This window comes from Bradyrhizobium sp. 2S1 (assembly GCF_011516625.5).
Lineage (GTDB): Bacteria > Pseudomonadota > Alphaproteobacteria > Rhizobiales > Xanthobacteraceae > Bradyrhizobium > Bradyrhizobium septentrionale.
In genome coordinates, this window is sequence record NZ_CP147717.1 from 8,274,572 (window position 1) to 8,289,906 (window position 15,335).

The following is a 15,335-nucleotide window of genomic DNA, read 5'->3' on the forward strand; positions in this document are numbered from 1 at the left end:
TGGATGCTCATTGTTGACGTCGTCCTGGCGAAGGCCAGGACGACGATCAGGATGGTTCTCGATTCAACCTGTCAAACAGCTCGTTCGGTGTCATCGCCCGGCTTGACCGGGCGATCCAGTATTCCAGAGACAGTCGTAGTTGAGCGGATGGGCCGCGGCGTACTGGATCGCCCGGTCAAGCCGGGCGATGACAGTTGTGGATGGGGACGCAGCTTCGCATTTGCCCGACGGGCAGTTTTTGCACGGCCGCCGAGGCCACCCGATGTGGGCGAATGCGCGGCGGATGTGGCGGACCGGGTACAGCCTGGGGTCGTGCAAATCGACTACAGTCGCGCCGATTTGATTCATGCATTGGGTCTGCCCATGAAGTCTTATTTCGCCGCCGCATCGATGCTCATGCTCGGCATTGCCAGCGCGTCCGCTGCCGACCTCGCCGCCCGCCCCACCACCAAGGCGGTCCCGATCGTCGCCACCGCCTATGACTGGAGCGGGTTCTATGTCGGCGCCAACGGCGGCGGCAGCTGGAGCCGGAAATGCTGGGACGTGGTGCCGTTCACGATCACCAATCCGACGCTCGGCGTGCTGAATTTTGCCGGCCCCGAAGGTTGCCACACGGCCTCTGGCGCGACCGCCGGCGGCCAGATCGGTTATCGCTGGCAGCAGGCGGCCTGGGTGTTCGGCGTGGAAGCGCAGGGCAATTGGGCCGACCTCTCCGGCTCGAACCCGTCCGTCGCCCCGCTGTTCGCGGGCTTCGCCAACCGCTCGAAGATCGATGCCATCGGCCTGTTCACCGGACAGGTCGGCTATTCCTGGGGTTCGTTCCTGCTGTACGCAAAGGGCGGCGCGGCCGTGGTGCGCGATCGCTACGAGAGCTTCATCACGACAGGATTTGGCCCCGGCGTGCCGGTCGGATTCATCGCCGATCGCGGCGCCGAGACGCGCTGGGGCGGCGCGATCGGCGCCGGCGCCGAATATGGCATCGCGCGCAACTGGTCGCTGGCGGTCGAATACGACCATCTGTTCATGGGCACCAACAATGTTCGCATGACCTACGATCCGGCTTTCATCGCCGCGCTCAACCATGACGAACGCATCCGCCAGGACGTCGACATGGTGACGGTGCGGGTCAACTACCGGTTCGGCGGCCCGGTCGTCGCGAAGTACTGACGCGCCTCACGATGCTTGTCTGTGGTTCAGACGCGCCTTGCGCTGCTTCGAACCATTGGGTCACAGTGAAGCGCGGCTCTCGAGACACGCATCAAGCGTAGCTCGGGACCACGTCCCGGAGTGCGCAGATGGGTTTTCTCTTCGTCCTCATCGTCGGCCTGGTCGCCGGCACCATTTCCGGCATCGTCGGCACCGGCTCGTCGATCATGCTGATGCCGGTGCTGGTCTATCAGTACGGGCCGAAGCAGGCGGTGCCGATCATGGCGGTCGCCGCTGTGATGGCCAATCTGTCGCGCATCCTGGCCTGGTGGCGCGAGGTCGACTGGCGGGCCTGCGCGGCCTATTCGATCACGGGCATTCCGGCCGCAGCGCTCGGCGCGCGGACGCTGCTCGCGTTGCCCTCGCATGCGGTCGATATCGCGATCGGCGTGTTCCTGATCGCGATGGTGCCGGTACGGCACTGGCTGGCGCGGCACGAGCTGAAGGCCAATCTCTGGCATCTCGCCATCGGCGGCGCCGTGATCGGCTATCTCACCGGCGTCGTGGTCTCGACCGGCCCGCTCAGCGTGCCGCTGTTTTTGTTTTACGGCCTCAGCAAGGGCGCGTTCCTCGCCACCGAAGCGGCAAGCTCGCTCGGGCTCTATGTCAGCAAGTCGGTGACGTTCGAGCGGTTCGGCGCGCTGACGCCGGATATCGCAGTGAAGGGCCTGATCGCCGGCGCCTCGCTGATGGCGGGCGCCTTCATCGCAAAACGCTTCGTGCTACATCTGAAGCCGGACGCGTTCCGCCTGATCATGGACGGCATCATGCTGGCGGCGGGCGTGTCGCTGCTGTGGTCGGCGGCGAGGTCGTAGAGCGCTGACAACAGCGCCGTCGAATACCGCGAACCGCACACAACGCAACAGAGGTAGTTGAGTCACAACGGGCCACGCCGCCTCACGTCCATGCTGCGGCCGATCGAACTCTCCACAAATACAACTCGCAGGCAGCGGCAGCTGACTTGACAACCAACTGACTGGCTATCAACCCTCTCGCCAGCAATCCGCGAGGCCGTAAGCTGAACAGAAGCCTATCCGCCAAACCGAAAAGCCGCGCCGAAAGCCTTGATAAAGCAGGAACTTTTTCTTCTCGCATTTACCAATAACGAAAATATCGCAAAAATGGAATATGGCCTTGCCTCTGGTGTCGTCGTTTAGCTACTATGGCGAAAGCGACGCTGGAGCGATCAAGAGCGACGTCAAGAACACGTACGACGCAGGCACGTCGCGCCTAAAAGCTCGGACACTTTCAAGACTGAAGATACTGGCTGGACTTCCGCGGTCACAATGGCACGAAGGCTACTTCAAGAAGCTATCCGGCGCTTGCGAAGGTCTTTGGGAAATCCGATTTGAAGCTGACAATGTCCAGCAAAGGCCACTGGGATTTCATATCTCAGATTCTGAGTTTGTCATTCTCTACTGGGCTCGCGAAAAAGGTGACAAGTTCGTCCCGAAAAAGGCTTGCGAGATTGCGCTTCGGCGCAAAGCACAAGTCTTGAACAACGGAAATCTTAAGCATGCCCTTTGGCTCGCCCTGGAGTGAACAATTCGTACGGCAACTCGCGGACAAGGATGTTCGGAGCGAGTTTGTTGCCGACCAAGTCCGAGCAAGGATCGCACAGCTAATCCGAACACTGCGAGAACAACCTGACCGCGGCTGGACGCAAACCGAACTTGGCGAACGGGCCGGTAAGACACAGAACGTCATATCTCGCCTCGAAGATCCAAACTACGGCAAGATGTCCCTTCAGTCGCTGCTGGATATTGCAGCAGCTTTTGATCTTCCCGTCTGGGTCGACATGCCGAAGTGGGAAGAATGGTTCACGCTTACGGCAGATTTCCCCGATCAGAAAACACGGCGTTCAGGGTTCGATTTGGAATCGCTCGTTACGCAAGCTAGAAGAGCAGACGAGGCCCCACCTATTGCAACGTCGGGAGCAGCGGCTTGGGCAGCAGCTCAGTCCATGAGCAATCTCGCGACCGGGCAGCGCCAATTACCCCCTTCTCCAGCAAATGCGAATTTGCTCGCAATTTCGTTAAATCAAGCTTCTCCTGAAGGAGCCCGCACTGCCGTTGGCAGTGCAGTTTCCGCGAGAAATGCAGCCGCATGAAAATTCAAATCACAGAAGCCCAGGTTTGGTGGATTGTGCAGCCAGACGAGATCCGCCCGGTTCGCGGAATAGATGGACCGAAGATGGTTTCCGGCCTTCAATCAGTTTTTCGATTTCCGTCGACGCCAACTGAAGTGCAAGGCGGGGGCGCAGAGTTTCTGAACGGACGATTAAGCCATAAAGACCAAGATATTTTGATAACGAAGTTGGCTGTCTTTGCTGATGGCATAAATGTTCACGTCCCAACCACTACGGACGACGCAGAAGTTGTGTTGCAGCACGCGCTTGCGTTCTTCTTTGATCTTGGTGTTCGACGCCCAACAAGCGAGCCTGTTCACTTTTTTCAGAGCATCATCGTAGCGGACTTCGACTCATCACTGGAGAACATCATTCCAAAGAGCTTGCTGCAAAAAATTTCTAAGGCGATGCCGATTGAAGGGGAGTCACAACTCTTCACCTTCGCAACAAACTTTGACGCATCGCTCATCTCCAATCCGAGATGGCGAACAGTTAATCCGTCACTTTTCCGGATCGAACGGCGAGCGGCTGCATCCTACGATGTGAATCGCTACTTCTGCCTTGCAAATATGAAATCATCCGAGCACATCGAAGTTCTAACAGAGTTTGAGAAATTTGCGCTCACCGCAAGCAAGTGACCATCGGGGAGCGCTGGGCTATGGACTGATCGCGTCGCATCGTGGAGGCCCGTTAGCCGGAGAGCGCGTACCGCGACCGCATCCGAGATCGAGGTCGCTCCTGCCTTTCCCTCTTTCCATGCTATCCACGGCTCCGATTCGAAAGCATCATCGGCTTCTCCATGGCCAAATCCACCCTCTCCTTCGTCTGCCAGAACTGCGGCGCAGCGTATAATCGCTGGCAGGGCAAGTGTGATTCCTGCGGCGAGTGGAACACGCTGGCCGAGGAAGACACCACGGGCTCGGTGCCGGTCTCAATCCGCTCCAAGCGCAAGGGACGGACGTTCGCGCTGGAATCGCTCTCCGGCAAGACCCAGGACGCGCCGCGGCTGTCGTCTGGCATGGCCGAGCTCGACCGCGTCACCGGCGGCGGCTTTGTCCGCGGCTCGGTGCTCTTGGTGGGCGGCGATCCCGGCATCGGAAAATCCACGCTGCTGACCCAGGCCACCAGCATGATGGCGCGCGCCGGCCACCGCGCGGTCTATATCTCCGGCGAAGAGGCGGTCGCCCAGGTGCGGCTGCGGGCCGAGCGGCTCGGGCTCGCCGACGCGCCGGTGCAGCTGGCGTCCGAAACATCGGTCGAGGACATCGTCTCGACGCTCTCGGAAGGCGCAGTGCCGCGGCTGATCGTGATCGATTCGATCCAGACCATGTGGACCGACACCGTCGAATCCGCGCCGGGCACCGTGACCCAGGTCCGCGCCTCGGCGCAGGCCCTGATCAGGTTCGCCAAGAAAACCGGGGCAACGATCATCCTGGTCGGGCATGTGACCAAGGACGGCCAGATTGCCGGCCCCCGCGTGGTCGAGCACATGGTCGATGCGGTGCTGTCGTTCGAGGGCGAAGGCTCGCAGCAGTTCCGTATTCTGCGCTCGGCGAAGAACCGCTTTGGCGCGACCGACGAGATCGGCGTGTTCGAGATGACCGGGCTTGGCCTGCGCGAGGTCACCAACCCCTCGGAATTGTTCCTCTCCGAACGCGAACTCGGCAGCCCCGGCACGGCTGTTTTCGCCGGCATCGAGGGCACCCGCCCGGTGCTGGTCGAGCTGCAGGCGCTGGTGGCACCGACCTCGCTCGGCACCCCGCGCCGCGCCGTTGTCGGCTGGGACCCGAGCCGGCTGTCGATGGTGCTCGCGGTGCTGGAAGCGCATTGCGGGGTCAAATTGTCCGGACATGACGTCTACCTCAATGTCGCCGGCGGCCTGCGCATCCAGGAGCCGGCCGCGGACCTCGCCGCGGCGGCCGCGCTGGTGTCCTCGCTGGTGAACGCGCCGCTGCCGACGGATGCGGTCTATTTCGGCGAGATTTCGCTGTCGGGCGCGATCCGCCCGGTGGCGCAGACCCCGGCCCGGCTGAAGGAGGCGCTCAAGCTCGGCTTCGGCCGCGCCATCCTGCCCGAATCGGTCCGCGGTGAGAGCGGCGGCGATGCCGGCCTGGCGCTGAACAGCGTCGGCAATCTGACCACGCTGGTCGCCGAAATTGCCGCGCGCGGAACGCCCAGAGGCGGCCGGAATCCGTCTTCGGGCGACCAAGACGGTTCTGGGCGCGCTGAATCGGCTGGGAAAAATGCCACACCGGCCCGATTCCGTCGCGACAACGGCTAAAGCGGGCGTGACGTCTCAGCCCCTCGCCGCTATACATCCGCCGCGCGGGACAGGTGGTGTTGCGGACTTGCCGGACGCCCCCGATGCGCCTCATTTAGGACGGCACCGACTTTGCCGATTCGCGAGAGCCATTAACAGCGTAAGCCCTTAACAGCGTACCGAAACGTACCAGCGGACCTGACCAGCCGATGCCCGTAACGATACTCGATCTTGTCCTGCTCGGCGTGATGCTGATCTCGGGCCTGCTGGCGATGGTGCGCGGCTTCATGCGCGAGATCCTGTCGATCGCGGCCTGGGGCGCCGCCGCCCTGGTCACGCTGTATGCTTTCTCGAAGCTGCTGCCGACCGCCAAAACTTACTTCAATAACGACACGGTCGCGGCCGTGGTGGTGGTGGCCGGCACCTTCATCGGCACGCTGATCGTGGTCTCGGTGATCACGGTGCGGATCTCGGACATGATCCTCGATTCCCGGATCGGCGCGCTCGACCGCACCCTCGGCTTCCTGTTCGGGCTCGCCCGCGGCCTCCTGATCGTGGTCGTGGCGTTCATGTTCTTCACCTGGCTGGTTCCGGACAAGCAGCGGCCCGACTGGGTCACCGGGGCGAAGTCCCGCGTGGTGCTGCAGGGAACCGGGGATTGGCTGATGACGCTCTTGCCTGACGACCCCGAGAACACCATCTTAAAGAAGTTCAAGAAGAATAAGCCAGACGACGATTCTGCGGCCGATACCAATGATCAGGCGACGCCGGCGTCGGGTGATGGCTATAGCAAACCTGCGCGTGACAGCTTGAAAAAGCTGATCGAGAAACCCGCGGGCCGATAAACTATTTGGGCCCTTACGAGAGGCGATGAACGAGATGCAGACCCCTTCGGATCAAGCCGACCAGATGGATCTCGACCTCGGCCCGATCGAACTGCAGGACCCTCTCAGATACCACCCCGATCTCGATGGCGACACGCTCCGCGAGGAATGCGGCGTGTTCGGCATCTTCGGCCATCCCGAAGCCGCCGCGATCACCGCGCTCGGCCTGCACGCCCTGCAGCACCGCGGCCAGGAGGCCGCCGGTATCGTCACCTTCGACGGCGGCCGCTTCCACAGTGAACGCCGCCTCGGCTTGGTCGGCGATGCCTTCTCCCGCCGCGAGGTGATCGAGCGCCTGCCCGGCAATGCCGCGGTCGGCCATGTCCGCTACTCGACCACGGGCGGCACCATCCTGCGCAACGTGCAGCCGCTGTTCGCCGAGCTCAGCGCCGGCGGCTTTGCGGTCGGCCACAACGGCAACCTCACCAACGGCCTGACCCTGCGCCGCGAGCTGGTCAAGGGCGGCGCGATGATGCAGTCGACCACCGACACCGAGGTGATCCTGCATCTGGTCGCGCAGTCGAAGCGCGCGCGCTTCATCGACCGCTTCATCGAGGCGCTGCGCACCATCGAGGGCGCCTATGCGCTGGTGGCGCTGACCAACAAGAAGCTGATCGGCGCCCGCGACCCGCTCGGCATCCGTCCGCTGGTGCTCGGCGATCTCGACGGCCATCCGATCCTGACCTCGGAGACCTGCGCGCTCGACATGATCGGCGCGAAATATGTCCGCGACATCGAGCCCGGCGAGATCATCGTGTTCGACGAGACCGGCGCGCACAGCCACAAGCCGTTCCCGCCGAAGCCGGCCCGGCCCTGCATCTTCGAATACATCTATTTCGCGCGGCCGGATTCCATCGTCGGCGGCCGCTCGGTCTACGACGTGCGCAAGGCGTTCGGCGCGCAGCTCGCGCGCGAGAGCCATCCCGAGGTCGACGTCGTGGTGCCGGTGCCTGACTCCGGCGTGCCCGCCGCGGTCGGCTACAGCCAGTATTCCGGCGTGCCGTTCGAGCTCGGCATCATCCGCAATCACTATGTCGGCCGCACCTTCATCCAGCCGACCCAGAGCGTGCGCGAGCTCGGCGTGCGCATGAAGCATTCGGCCAACCGCGCCGCGATCGAGGGCAAGCGCATCATCCTGATCGACGACAGTCTGGTTCGCGGCACCACCTCGAAGAAGATCGTGCGCATGATGCGCGACGCCGGCGCCCGCGAGGTGCATTTCCGCCTCGCCTCGCCGCCGATCCTCTATCCCGACTATTACGGCATCGACCTGCCCGACCGCGGTGGCCTGCTCGCCGCGACCCATTCGCTCGAGGAGATGCGCGACATCATCGGCGCCGACTCGCTCGCCTTCCTGTCGATCGACGGCATGTACCGCGCGATGGGCTATGAGGGGCGCGACCCGGCCAATCCGAGATTTGCCGACCATTGCTTCACCGGCGCCTATCCGACCCACCTCACCGACCAGAGCGAAACCGAGGCCCCGCCGCGCCAACTCTCGCTGCTGGCGGAGGCGAGCTGACGCGAAGCGTCATCCCGGGGCGATGCGAAGCATCGAACCCGGGATCTCGAAGTTGTCTTGCGTCCGTGCCTCAAAGCTTGAGATTCCCCGATGCGCAATTGCGCATCTGAGGTCTGGCCCTTCGGGCTATCCCGGAATGACGTTTCTTTCCGTCATGGCCGGGCTTGTCCCGGCCATCTGCGTCTGTAATACCCGCCGCAAAGACGTGGATGCCCGGCACAAGGCCGGGCGTGACGAAGAGAACGGCTCATGACAAAACCCCTCGCCTCCCGTATCGCCCTCGTGACCGGCGCCTCGCGCGGAATCGGCTATGCGACCGCGGTCGCGCTGGCAAAGGCCGGCGCCCATGTCGTGGCGGTGGCGCGCACGCAAGGAGGGCTGGAAGAACTCGACGACGCGATCCGGAAGGACGGCGGCAGCGCCACGCTGGTGCCGCTCTCGCTCACCGATTACGACGGCATCGCACGGCTCGGGCTCGCGTTGCATGAGCGGCACGGCAGGCTCGACATCCTGGTCGGCAATGCCGGCACGGCCGGACCGTCGTCGCCGCTCGGCCATATCGAGCTGAAGCCGTGGAACGACGTGTTCGCGATCAACGTCACCGCCAACTTCCAGCTGATCCGCTGCATGGACCCGCTGCTGCGCCAATCCGACGCCGGCCGCGCGGTGTTCGTGACCTCGGGCGCCGCGCACAAGGCCAACGCCTATCTCGGCCCCTACGCAGCCTCGAAGGCGGCGCTGGACGCATTGGTGCGCTCCTGGGCCAATGAGACCGCGAATACGGCATTGCGCGTCAATCTGTTCAGCCCCGGTCCGATCCGCACGCGGATGCGCGCGCAGGTATTTCCCGGCGAAGACCCGATGACCTTGGATACGCCCGACATGGCTGCCGAATACATCGTGCCGATGTGTTCGCCCGCGTGGACCGAGACCGGTAAGCTCTACGACTACAAGGCGCGCACGCTGCGGAGTTTTCAGCCGCCGGCGTAAGGAGTAACAGGTGAGCCGCGCCTTCCATTGTCATCCCCGCGAATGCGAGGACCCAGTATTCCAGAGGCGATTGCGTTTGAATCGAGAAGCCGCGGCGTACTGGATCGCCCGGTCCCGTCTACGCCAAGGCTTCGACGAGGCTACGAATCCCTGGCACGCCGAAGCTTTCGCGGAGGCGGCAAGCCGGGCGATGACACCTCTTCTGACGCGTGGGCCTGCCTTTGCGATGCAATTGACTCCTCCCCCGCCCCACGATTGACTGCGCTCCCAAGCGGGACGACCGCCAAGAAAATCTCGGGAGACAATCATGACGCCGAAGCTCAATCGCGCGCGCTTAAAACTGTCCGGGTTCATTCTCTCTGCCTGTATCGCATCTTCATCCCTCCTCGCTCTGCCCTTCCCCGCCAGGGCCGGCGATGTCCCGACCTTCGCGGTCGATGCGTCCTGGCCAAAACAGCTTCCCAACAACTGGATCATCGGCCAGATCGGCGGCATCACGGTCGACTGGCAGGGGCATATCTGGGTGATCCACCGGCCGCGCTCGCTGACCGATGGCGAGAAGGCTTTGAGCCTCACGCCGCCGCGCGCGAAATGCTGCGTGGCGGCGCCGCCGGTGCTCGAGTTCGACGTCGACGGCAATCTGCTGCGATCCTGGGGTGGTCCCGGCGACGGCTATCAATGGGTCGGCCGCGAGCACGGCATCGAGGTCGACGAGCGCGGCTTCGTCTGGATCGGCGGCAATGCCGATGACGACAGCGCGATCCTGAAGTTCACGCTCGACGGCAAGTATCTCGGCCAGATCGGCAAGATCGGGCCGCGCACCAACAGCAACGACACCACCCAGCTCGGCCGCCCCGCCGAGATGGCGATCGACAAGGATGCCAACGAGCTCTACGTCGCCGACGGCTACGGCAACCGCCGCGTCATCGTGTTCGACGCCACCACGCTGGCCTACAAGCGGCACTGGGGCGGCTATGGCAAGCTTCCCACCGACGACAAGCAGCAGCCCTACGATCCGAACGCCGCAGTGCAGGAGCAGTTCGGCAATCCCGTGCATTGCATCAAGATCGCCAATGACGGGCTGGTCTATGTCTGCGATCGCAGCCAGGACCGCATCCAGGTCTTCCAGAAGAACGGCACTTTCGTCAGGGAATGGTTCTACGAGAAGAACACCCGCGGCGACGGCGCGGTGTTCGACCTCGCGCTGTGGCCCGATCCGAAGCAGACCTATCTGTTGAATGCCGACGGCGCCAACAACGAGATCCGCGTGCTCAAGCGCGACGACGGCACTGTGGTCGGCACGTTCGGCCATAGCGGCCGCAATGCCGGCCAGTTCGCGCTGCTGCACGCCATGGCGGTCGACCAGAAAGGCAACGTCTACACCGGCGAGGTCGAGGGCAAGCGGATCCAGAAGTTCAAGCTGACCTCGGATGCGCTGAAGTGAGGATTGCAGCTGGATGACGCTTCGACGCAGTTCATCAGGCTTTATGCGGATTGCCGCTTCGCCTCGGACAGGGTAAGCGGGAACTCGAACGACCGGCACAAGGCTCCACAAGAGGGCCGTCCGGAAAATGACAATGGAGGGAATACTCATGACGACGACGCTCGCACGGCGCCACGCCGTGCTTCTCGCTTGCGCTGCGCTCGGCCTTGCAACGCCTGCCTTTGCTCAGGACAAGAACGTCAAGATCGGCGTGCTGAACGACATGTCCGGCCTCTATGCCGACATCGGCGGCCCGAACTCGGTGGCCGCGGCCAACATGGCGGTCGAAGATTCCGGCCTGCGTGCCAAGGGCTGGAAGATCGACGTGGTCAGCGGCGACCATCAGAACAAGCCCGACGTCGGCGTCAACATCGCGCGCCAATGGATCGACAACGAGAAGGTCGACATCATCACCGACACGCCGAACTCCGGCGTCGCGCTGGCGGTGAGCAACCTCGCCAAGGAGAAGAACTCGATCGTGCTCAATTCGGGCGCAGCGACCGCCGATCTCACCGGCAAGGCCTGCAACGCCAACACGATCTCCTACACCTTCGACACCTACATGCTCGCCCACGGCACCGGCAAGGCGCTGACCAAGGCGGGCGGCGACACCTGGTTCTTCCTCACCGCCGATTATGCCTTCGGCCATGCGCTGGAGCGCGACACCACGGCCGTCGTCACCGCCAGCGGCGGCAAGGTGCTCGGCGGCGTCAAGCATCCGCTCAACACCGCAGACTTCTCCTCCTTCCTGCTGCAGGCGCAGGCCTCCAAGGCCAAGGTCATCGGCCTCGCCAATGCCGGCGGCGACACCACCAACTCGATCAAGCAGGCCTCCGAATTCGGCATCACCGCGGGTGGGCAGAAGCTTGCGGCGTTGTTGCTGTTCGTCAACGACGTGCACGCGCTGGGCTTGAAGATCGCCCAGGGCCTCACCTTCACCGAGTCGTTCTACTGGGACATGAACGACCAGACCCGCGCCTGGTCGAAGCGCTTCCAGAAGGTCTCGCCGAAGAACGCGATGCCGTCGATGACGGTCGCCGGCGTCTATGCCGGCGTCCTGCATTACCTGAAGGCGCTGGAGGCGATGGGCGGCAATCCGCATGACGGCGCCAAGGTCGTCGCCAAGATGAAGGAGATCCCGACCGACGATCCACTGTTCGGCAAGGGCCCGCTGCGCATCGACGGCCGCCGCATCATTCCGGCCTACCTGTTCGAGGTGAAGAAGCCGGAAGAGTCGAAATATCCCTGGGACTATTACAAGCTGATCGCCACCATCTCGCCGGATGACGCCGCCAAGCCGCTCGAGGCCAGCGAGTGTCCGCTGGTGAAGAAGTGACCGCGTAGCGGTCATTCCGGGATGGTGCGCAAGCACCAGACCTCAGGGGCGCAATTGCGCCCCGGGGAATCTCGAGATTCCGGGTTCGCGCTTTGCGCGCCCCGGAATGACTCGCTCCACCCCCATCACTTCGCGGCTGCCTTCCTCGCCGGTGGCGGCAACGACGCCCATTCCCTGTCGGCGCGTGGGCCGCCGGGATCGCCGGTCAGGCCGACGAGCTGTCCAGCCTGCACGTCGAGCGTCTGGGTCCAGGTCTGGGTCTGACACAGCAGCTTGAGCAGGCAACCCTTCAGCTTCAGCCGGTCGGACGCGTCGCGCCACAGCGAGACCGAATAGGACTTGCCGTCCTCGGCATTGTAGATGTCGCCGTCGAACCGGCCCTCTGGCGTCAGCTTCAATCCCAGGATCAGTTGATGGCCGAGCAGCGCGCGCGTTCGCTTGTCGGGATCGGGATTGAAGCTGTCGCGGAACGGCTGGCCGCGTGGATCCAGCGGATCCTTCATCCACACAATGAAGCCGCAGATGCGGTCACGTGCAACACCGCAGCGCTCGAGACGGATGCGGGCGCGCCCGTCCTCGGTCAACCAGGTGCCGCCGGGATCGACCGGAGCAATCGTCTCGGCGCGGCCGGTCGAGCTCATCAGCAAGGCAGCGACGAGGCTGCGCAGAAACATGCGAACCAGAAAGTTCATGGCAGAGGACCTTTCATTGCCGGGATGGTTTTAAGGACGCGCGACGCGCGCCTCACTTGAGTTGCGCCATGAAGGCATCGGCACCCTTGTCGATGCCGGCGGTGGCGGCGGCGAGATCGCCGACGCTGGCCTTGATGTCGTAGGCGTTGGGATATTGCTTGCTGACGTAGGCGCCGAGCAGCCGCGAGGTCGCGCTGTCGAACATCTCGACGGCGTAGATCACCGAGCCCGTCATGGTGCCCTCGCCGTCGCGCGCCGCCTGGACGCCGTTGTAGACAGCGCCGGCCAGATCGAACCGCGACAGCGTGCCGAGCACCGGCGTGTTGGCAACAGCGCCGGTCAGCGTCAGCCGCAGCCGAAACGTGTTCGGCCCGCGCGTGTTCACCAGCGTGAAGCGGCCGCGCAGCTTGTCGGCGAAGCGGGTCTGCATGTAGGCGGCGAGCGTCTCCTTGTCCTTGTCGGACATGTCGCCGAACTGATGATCCGCGCCGCGATAGACCACGACCGGATCGAGCATCACCTTGTTGTAGCTCCGCCAGTCGACCGGCGGCGCATAGCGATACGGCACACGGCCGGAAGAATCCGACGTGTCAGGCGTCATGTAGGCCGACGAGGCCACCTCCGAATAAGCCACCGGCGTGACGGCGGCACATCCTGCTGCGATGACGCAAAGCGCCATCGCTCCCAGACCGCGCGCGGCGATCGAGCTCTCCATTCCAGTCTCCTCATCCGAGCTAGCGGAAAAAGCAGCTCGGCCGCAGCCGCGTCCGGGGCTGAAAGTGCGGCTGCGGCCGCCACTGCCGATCTGGCTCGCCGTCCCGGCGCCGCCAGATCTTGCCTCAGTGCCACGAACTATAAAACCGACCAGTTGGTTTGTAAAGTTGCAATCGCAGGAAACGCATCAGAAAAATGCGGCGCTCGAAGCGCCGGGCTATCAGCGAGATTCAGCTGCGCTTGCGGGCCGCGGCCGGCTTTGCGGCCGGAGCCTGCGATGCCGCGCGCGCCGCGACCGTCCTGGCCGGCTTTGCAGCCGCCGTCGCGCCCTGCTCGATCGGAGCCCATTTGCTGTCATCGAGCAATCGCTCGAACAGGCGATCGCGCTCGGCATCGCTCAATGATGACAGGCCGAACAACGAACTGAGCAGCAGCCCCCTCGCCGCCGCCCAGCGCAGCAGCGCGAGATCGGGATCGCGCGCCTCGGCCTTCATCAGCGCGATCTTCTGGACGTCGACATCGCGCGGCATCGCCATCAATTCGGGATTCTCGTTCATCGCCGCCAGCAGCGCGAACGCCCCGGCTCGCGGCGTTGAGATCGCCTCCCGCAGCGTGGCGATCTGCGCCGCGAGTTCGGGCTGGTCCGTGGTCTCGCGCGCCTTTTCGATGTAGCGCTTCGAGAACTCCTCGAAATGCGCCATCTGCTGCTCGAGCAAAGCGCGCAGCACCGCTTCCTTGGTGCGGAACTGATGCATCACGCCGCCCTTGCTGAGCCCGCTCTCGCGCGCGATCGCGTCCAGCGTCAGGCGCCCCGGACCATCGCGCGTCACGATGGTGATCGCGGCCTCGAGTGCGGCGTTGCGGGAGCGTTCCGAGCGAGAAGGATTATCCATGCGGTTACTTACTCAGGAAGGAGTCGCTTGAGCGCACAGTATCTCAGCGGCCTCGGTCAATCTCAAGCGCTGCATCCGATTCTGCCAGGCAGCGCGAACGACGTACCCGGAATGCCGGCGTCGGCATCGGGGTGGCGCATCATGCGAACGAATCGATCATTGCGCTATCTGATCGCTCACGCGCACGCGCGTACGGTGCCGCGAACCGTCTGCAGCAAGCAGCGACGCAGGCCGTGAAGGAAACCGTGCGCCATACGGCCGATGACCCTTTCCCCTCGACCACGCGCGCGGGCAACAGACTCTGCATCGGCATAACTGGCGGCGACGATCGTGCCGTGCCTGTTCCCCTCGAGCTTCAGGTCGGTGAGATAGACGAGGCCGCGCGACGTCAGCAGCGCCGCCTGCGTGTCGCTGAAGCGGCTCAATTCATCGCAGATATCAACGGCCTCGTCGTTCACCCTGTTTCTCCTGCCGGCGCGGCCCCGGGGCGAGGCGCGCGTCTAGAATACCAACCTCTATACAAACCAACCGGATGGTTTGTAAATGGGCAAAATGGCGCAATCCGCCAGATTCGGCCGATCGGGCGCATCGGCCTGTCGGATAGCCGCCCGCGCATTCGTCCTCGAAGCATCGATCAGCCAGCACTTGGAGCATGCGAGCGATGTCACAAAGCCAGACAACCCAAATCAGGGCACTCATCGAATCCTGGGCGGACGCCGTCCGCAGGCACGACTATCCCGGCGTGCTCGCCCATCACGATCAGGACATCGTGATGTTCGACGTGCCGCCGCCGCTGCTGTCACGTGGACTGGATGAATACCGCAAGACCTGGGATCTGTTCTTCAGATATAATCGCCCTGGCTACGCCTTCGATATCGAGGAGATCGCGATCACGGCCGGTGAGGATGTCGCCTTCGCGGCTGCGGTGATGCGCTGCGGCCCGCCCGATGCCACCTTCCAGTTCAGGCTGACGATCGGATTGCGCAAGGTCGGCGACGGCTGGCGCATCACGCACGAGCACCATTCGGTGCCCGCGACGGATTGATGTGTGCCCTCACTCGTGCCTGGCCGGAAATTGCCTCAGATCCTCTCAGTGTGACGGATCACATTGCATCCAACGGCTCCAGCATGGAGCGCGCGACGCACACATCGTTCCGCAAGCTTTCGGCATTTTGTGTCGTGATGTGGCCGACAGCTATTTTGCCTAACGGCGTGAACCCGCTCCTC

16 protein-coding genes are annotated in these 15,335 nt (G+C 63.6%); 12 read left to right on the plus strand and 4 right to left on the minus strand.

Annotated elements, in window-relative coordinates; translation table 11 throughout:
• The first annotated feature begins 3 nt into the window (after nucleotides 1–3).
• From HAP54_RS39120 to HAP54_RS39170, 11 genes are all read left to right on the plus strand, one after another.
• Complete coding sequence (locus HAP54_RS39120; protein WP_312022783.1) at nucleotides 4–1,167, plus strand: outer membrane protein; 1,164 nt, start codon at nucleotides 4–6, stop codon at nucleotides 1,165–1,167.
• A 128-nt stretch (nucleotides 1,168–1,295) separates the two neighbouring features.
• The gene (locus HAP54_RS39125; RefSeq protein ID WP_166296266.1) at nucleotides 1,296–2,021 is read left to right on the plus strand and encodes a sulfite exporter TauE/SafE family protein; all 726 of its coding nucleotides are present in this window, start codon (nucleotides 1,296–1,298) and stop codon (nucleotides 2,019–2,021) included.
• 313 nt (nucleotides 2,022–2,334) lie between these two features.
• Nucleotides 2,335–2,748, plus strand: a complete 414-nt coding sequence (locus HAP54_RS39130) for a type II toxin-antitoxin system RelE/ParE family toxin (protein ID WP_166296268.1) — start codon at nucleotides 2,335–2,337, stop codon at nucleotides 2,746–2,748.
• Nucleotides 2,723–3,316 carry a helix-turn-helix domain-containing protein gene (locus HAP54_RS39135; RefSeq protein WP_166296270.1) on the plus strand — a complete coding sequence of 198 codons (594 nt, stop codon included), beginning with the start codon at nucleotides 2,723–2,725 and terminating at the stop codon, nucleotides 3,314–3,316. The genes HAP54_RS39130 and HAP54_RS39135 overlap by 26 nt, the downstream gene beginning before the upstream one ends.
• The gene (locus HAP54_RS39140; RefSeq protein ID WP_166296272.1) at nucleotides 3,313–3,972 is read left to right on the plus strand and encodes a hypothetical protein; all 660 of its coding nucleotides are present in this window, start codon (nucleotides 3,313–3,315) and stop codon (nucleotides 3,970–3,972) included. Before HAP54_RS39135 ends, HAP54_RS39140 begins: the two co-directional genes overlap by 4 nt.
• A 161-nt stretch (nucleotides 3,973–4,133) precedes the next feature.
• Complete coding sequence (gene radA, locus HAP54_RS39145; protein ID WP_166296274.1) at nucleotides 4,134–5,615, plus strand: DNA repair protein RadA; 1,482 nt, start codon at nucleotides 4,134–4,136, stop codon at nucleotides 5,613–5,615.
• A 188-nt stretch (nucleotides 5,616–5,803) separates the two neighbouring features.
• The gene (locus HAP54_RS39150; RefSeq protein WP_029083542.1) at nucleotides 5,804–6,439 is read left to right on the plus strand and encodes a CvpA family protein; all 636 of its coding nucleotides are present in this window, start codon (nucleotides 5,804–5,806) and stop codon (nucleotides 6,437–6,439) included.
• A gap of 64 nt (nucleotides 6,440–6,503) precedes the next feature.
• Nucleotides 6,504–8,000, plus strand: coding sequence for an amidophosphoribosyltransferase (purF, locus tag HAP54_RS39155; protein ID WP_414646236.1), 1,497 nt, complete (start codon nucleotides 6,504–6,506; stop codon nucleotides 7,998–8,000).
• A gap of 249 nt (nucleotides 8,001–8,249) precedes the next feature.
• Nucleotides 8,250–8,990: an SDR family NAD(P)-dependent oxidoreductase gene (locus tag HAP54_RS39160; protein ID WP_166296276.1), complete on the plus strand. Its 741-nt coding sequence runs from the start codon at nucleotides 8,250–8,252 to the stop codon at nucleotides 8,988–8,990.
• A gap of 307 nt (nucleotides 8,991–9,297) precedes the next feature.
• Nucleotides 9,298–10,434, plus strand: coding sequence for a hypothetical protein (locus tag HAP54_RS39165; protein WP_166296279.1), 1,137 nt, complete (start codon nucleotides 9,298–9,300; stop codon nucleotides 10,432–10,434).
• A 148-nt stretch (nucleotides 10,435–10,582) separates the two neighbouring features.
• Complete coding sequence (locus HAP54_RS39170) at nucleotides 10,583–11,809, plus strand: ABC transporter substrate-binding protein (RefSeq protein ID WP_166296281.1); 1,227 nt, start codon at nucleotides 10,583–10,585, stop codon at nucleotides 11,807–11,809.
• 125 nt (nucleotides 11,810–11,934) lie between these two features.
• Here the strand turns inward: HAP54_RS39170 and HAP54_RS39175 are convergent, their stop codons facing one another.
• The 4 genes from HAP54_RS39175 to HAP54_RS39190 all read right to left on the minus strand — a co-directional run bounded on the left by HAP54_RS39175 (nucleotide 11,935) and on the right by HAP54_RS39190 (nucleotide 14,566).
• Nucleotides 11,935–12,501: a DUF2147 domain-containing protein gene (locus tag HAP54_RS39175; protein WP_166296284.1), complete on the minus strand. Its 567-nt coding sequence runs from the start codon at nucleotides 12,499–12,501 to the stop codon at nucleotides 11,935–11,937.
• A gap of 52 nt (nucleotides 12,502–12,553) precedes the next feature.
• On the minus strand, nucleotides 12,554–13,216 hold the full coding sequence (locus HAP54_RS39180) for a DUF3313 domain-containing protein (RefSeq protein WP_166296287.1): 663 nt from the start codon (nucleotides 13,214–13,216) through the stop codon (nucleotides 12,554–12,556).
• A gap of 229 nt (nucleotides 13,217–13,445) precedes the next feature.
• Entirely contained in the window at nucleotides 13,446–14,108 is a 663-nt protein-coding gene (locus tag HAP54_RS39185) for a TetR/AcrR family transcriptional regulator (protein ID WP_166296290.1), read from the minus strand.
• 176 nt (nucleotides 14,109–14,284) lie between these two features.
• Nucleotides 14,285–14,566, minus strand: a complete 282-nt coding sequence (locus tag HAP54_RS39190) for a hypothetical protein (protein ID WP_166296293.1) — start codon at nucleotides 14,564–14,566, stop codon at nucleotides 14,285–14,287.
• Nucleotides 14,567–14,769: 203 nt separating this feature from the next.
• On the opposite strand from HAP54_RS39190, the gene HAP54_RS39195 reads away from it, so the two are divergent.
• Nucleotides 14,770–15,153, plus strand: a complete 384-nt coding sequence (locus HAP54_RS39195) for a YybH family protein (protein WP_166296295.1) — start codon at nucleotides 14,770–14,772, stop codon at nucleotides 15,151–15,153.
• Nucleotides 15,154–15,335 lie beyond the last annotated feature (182 nt).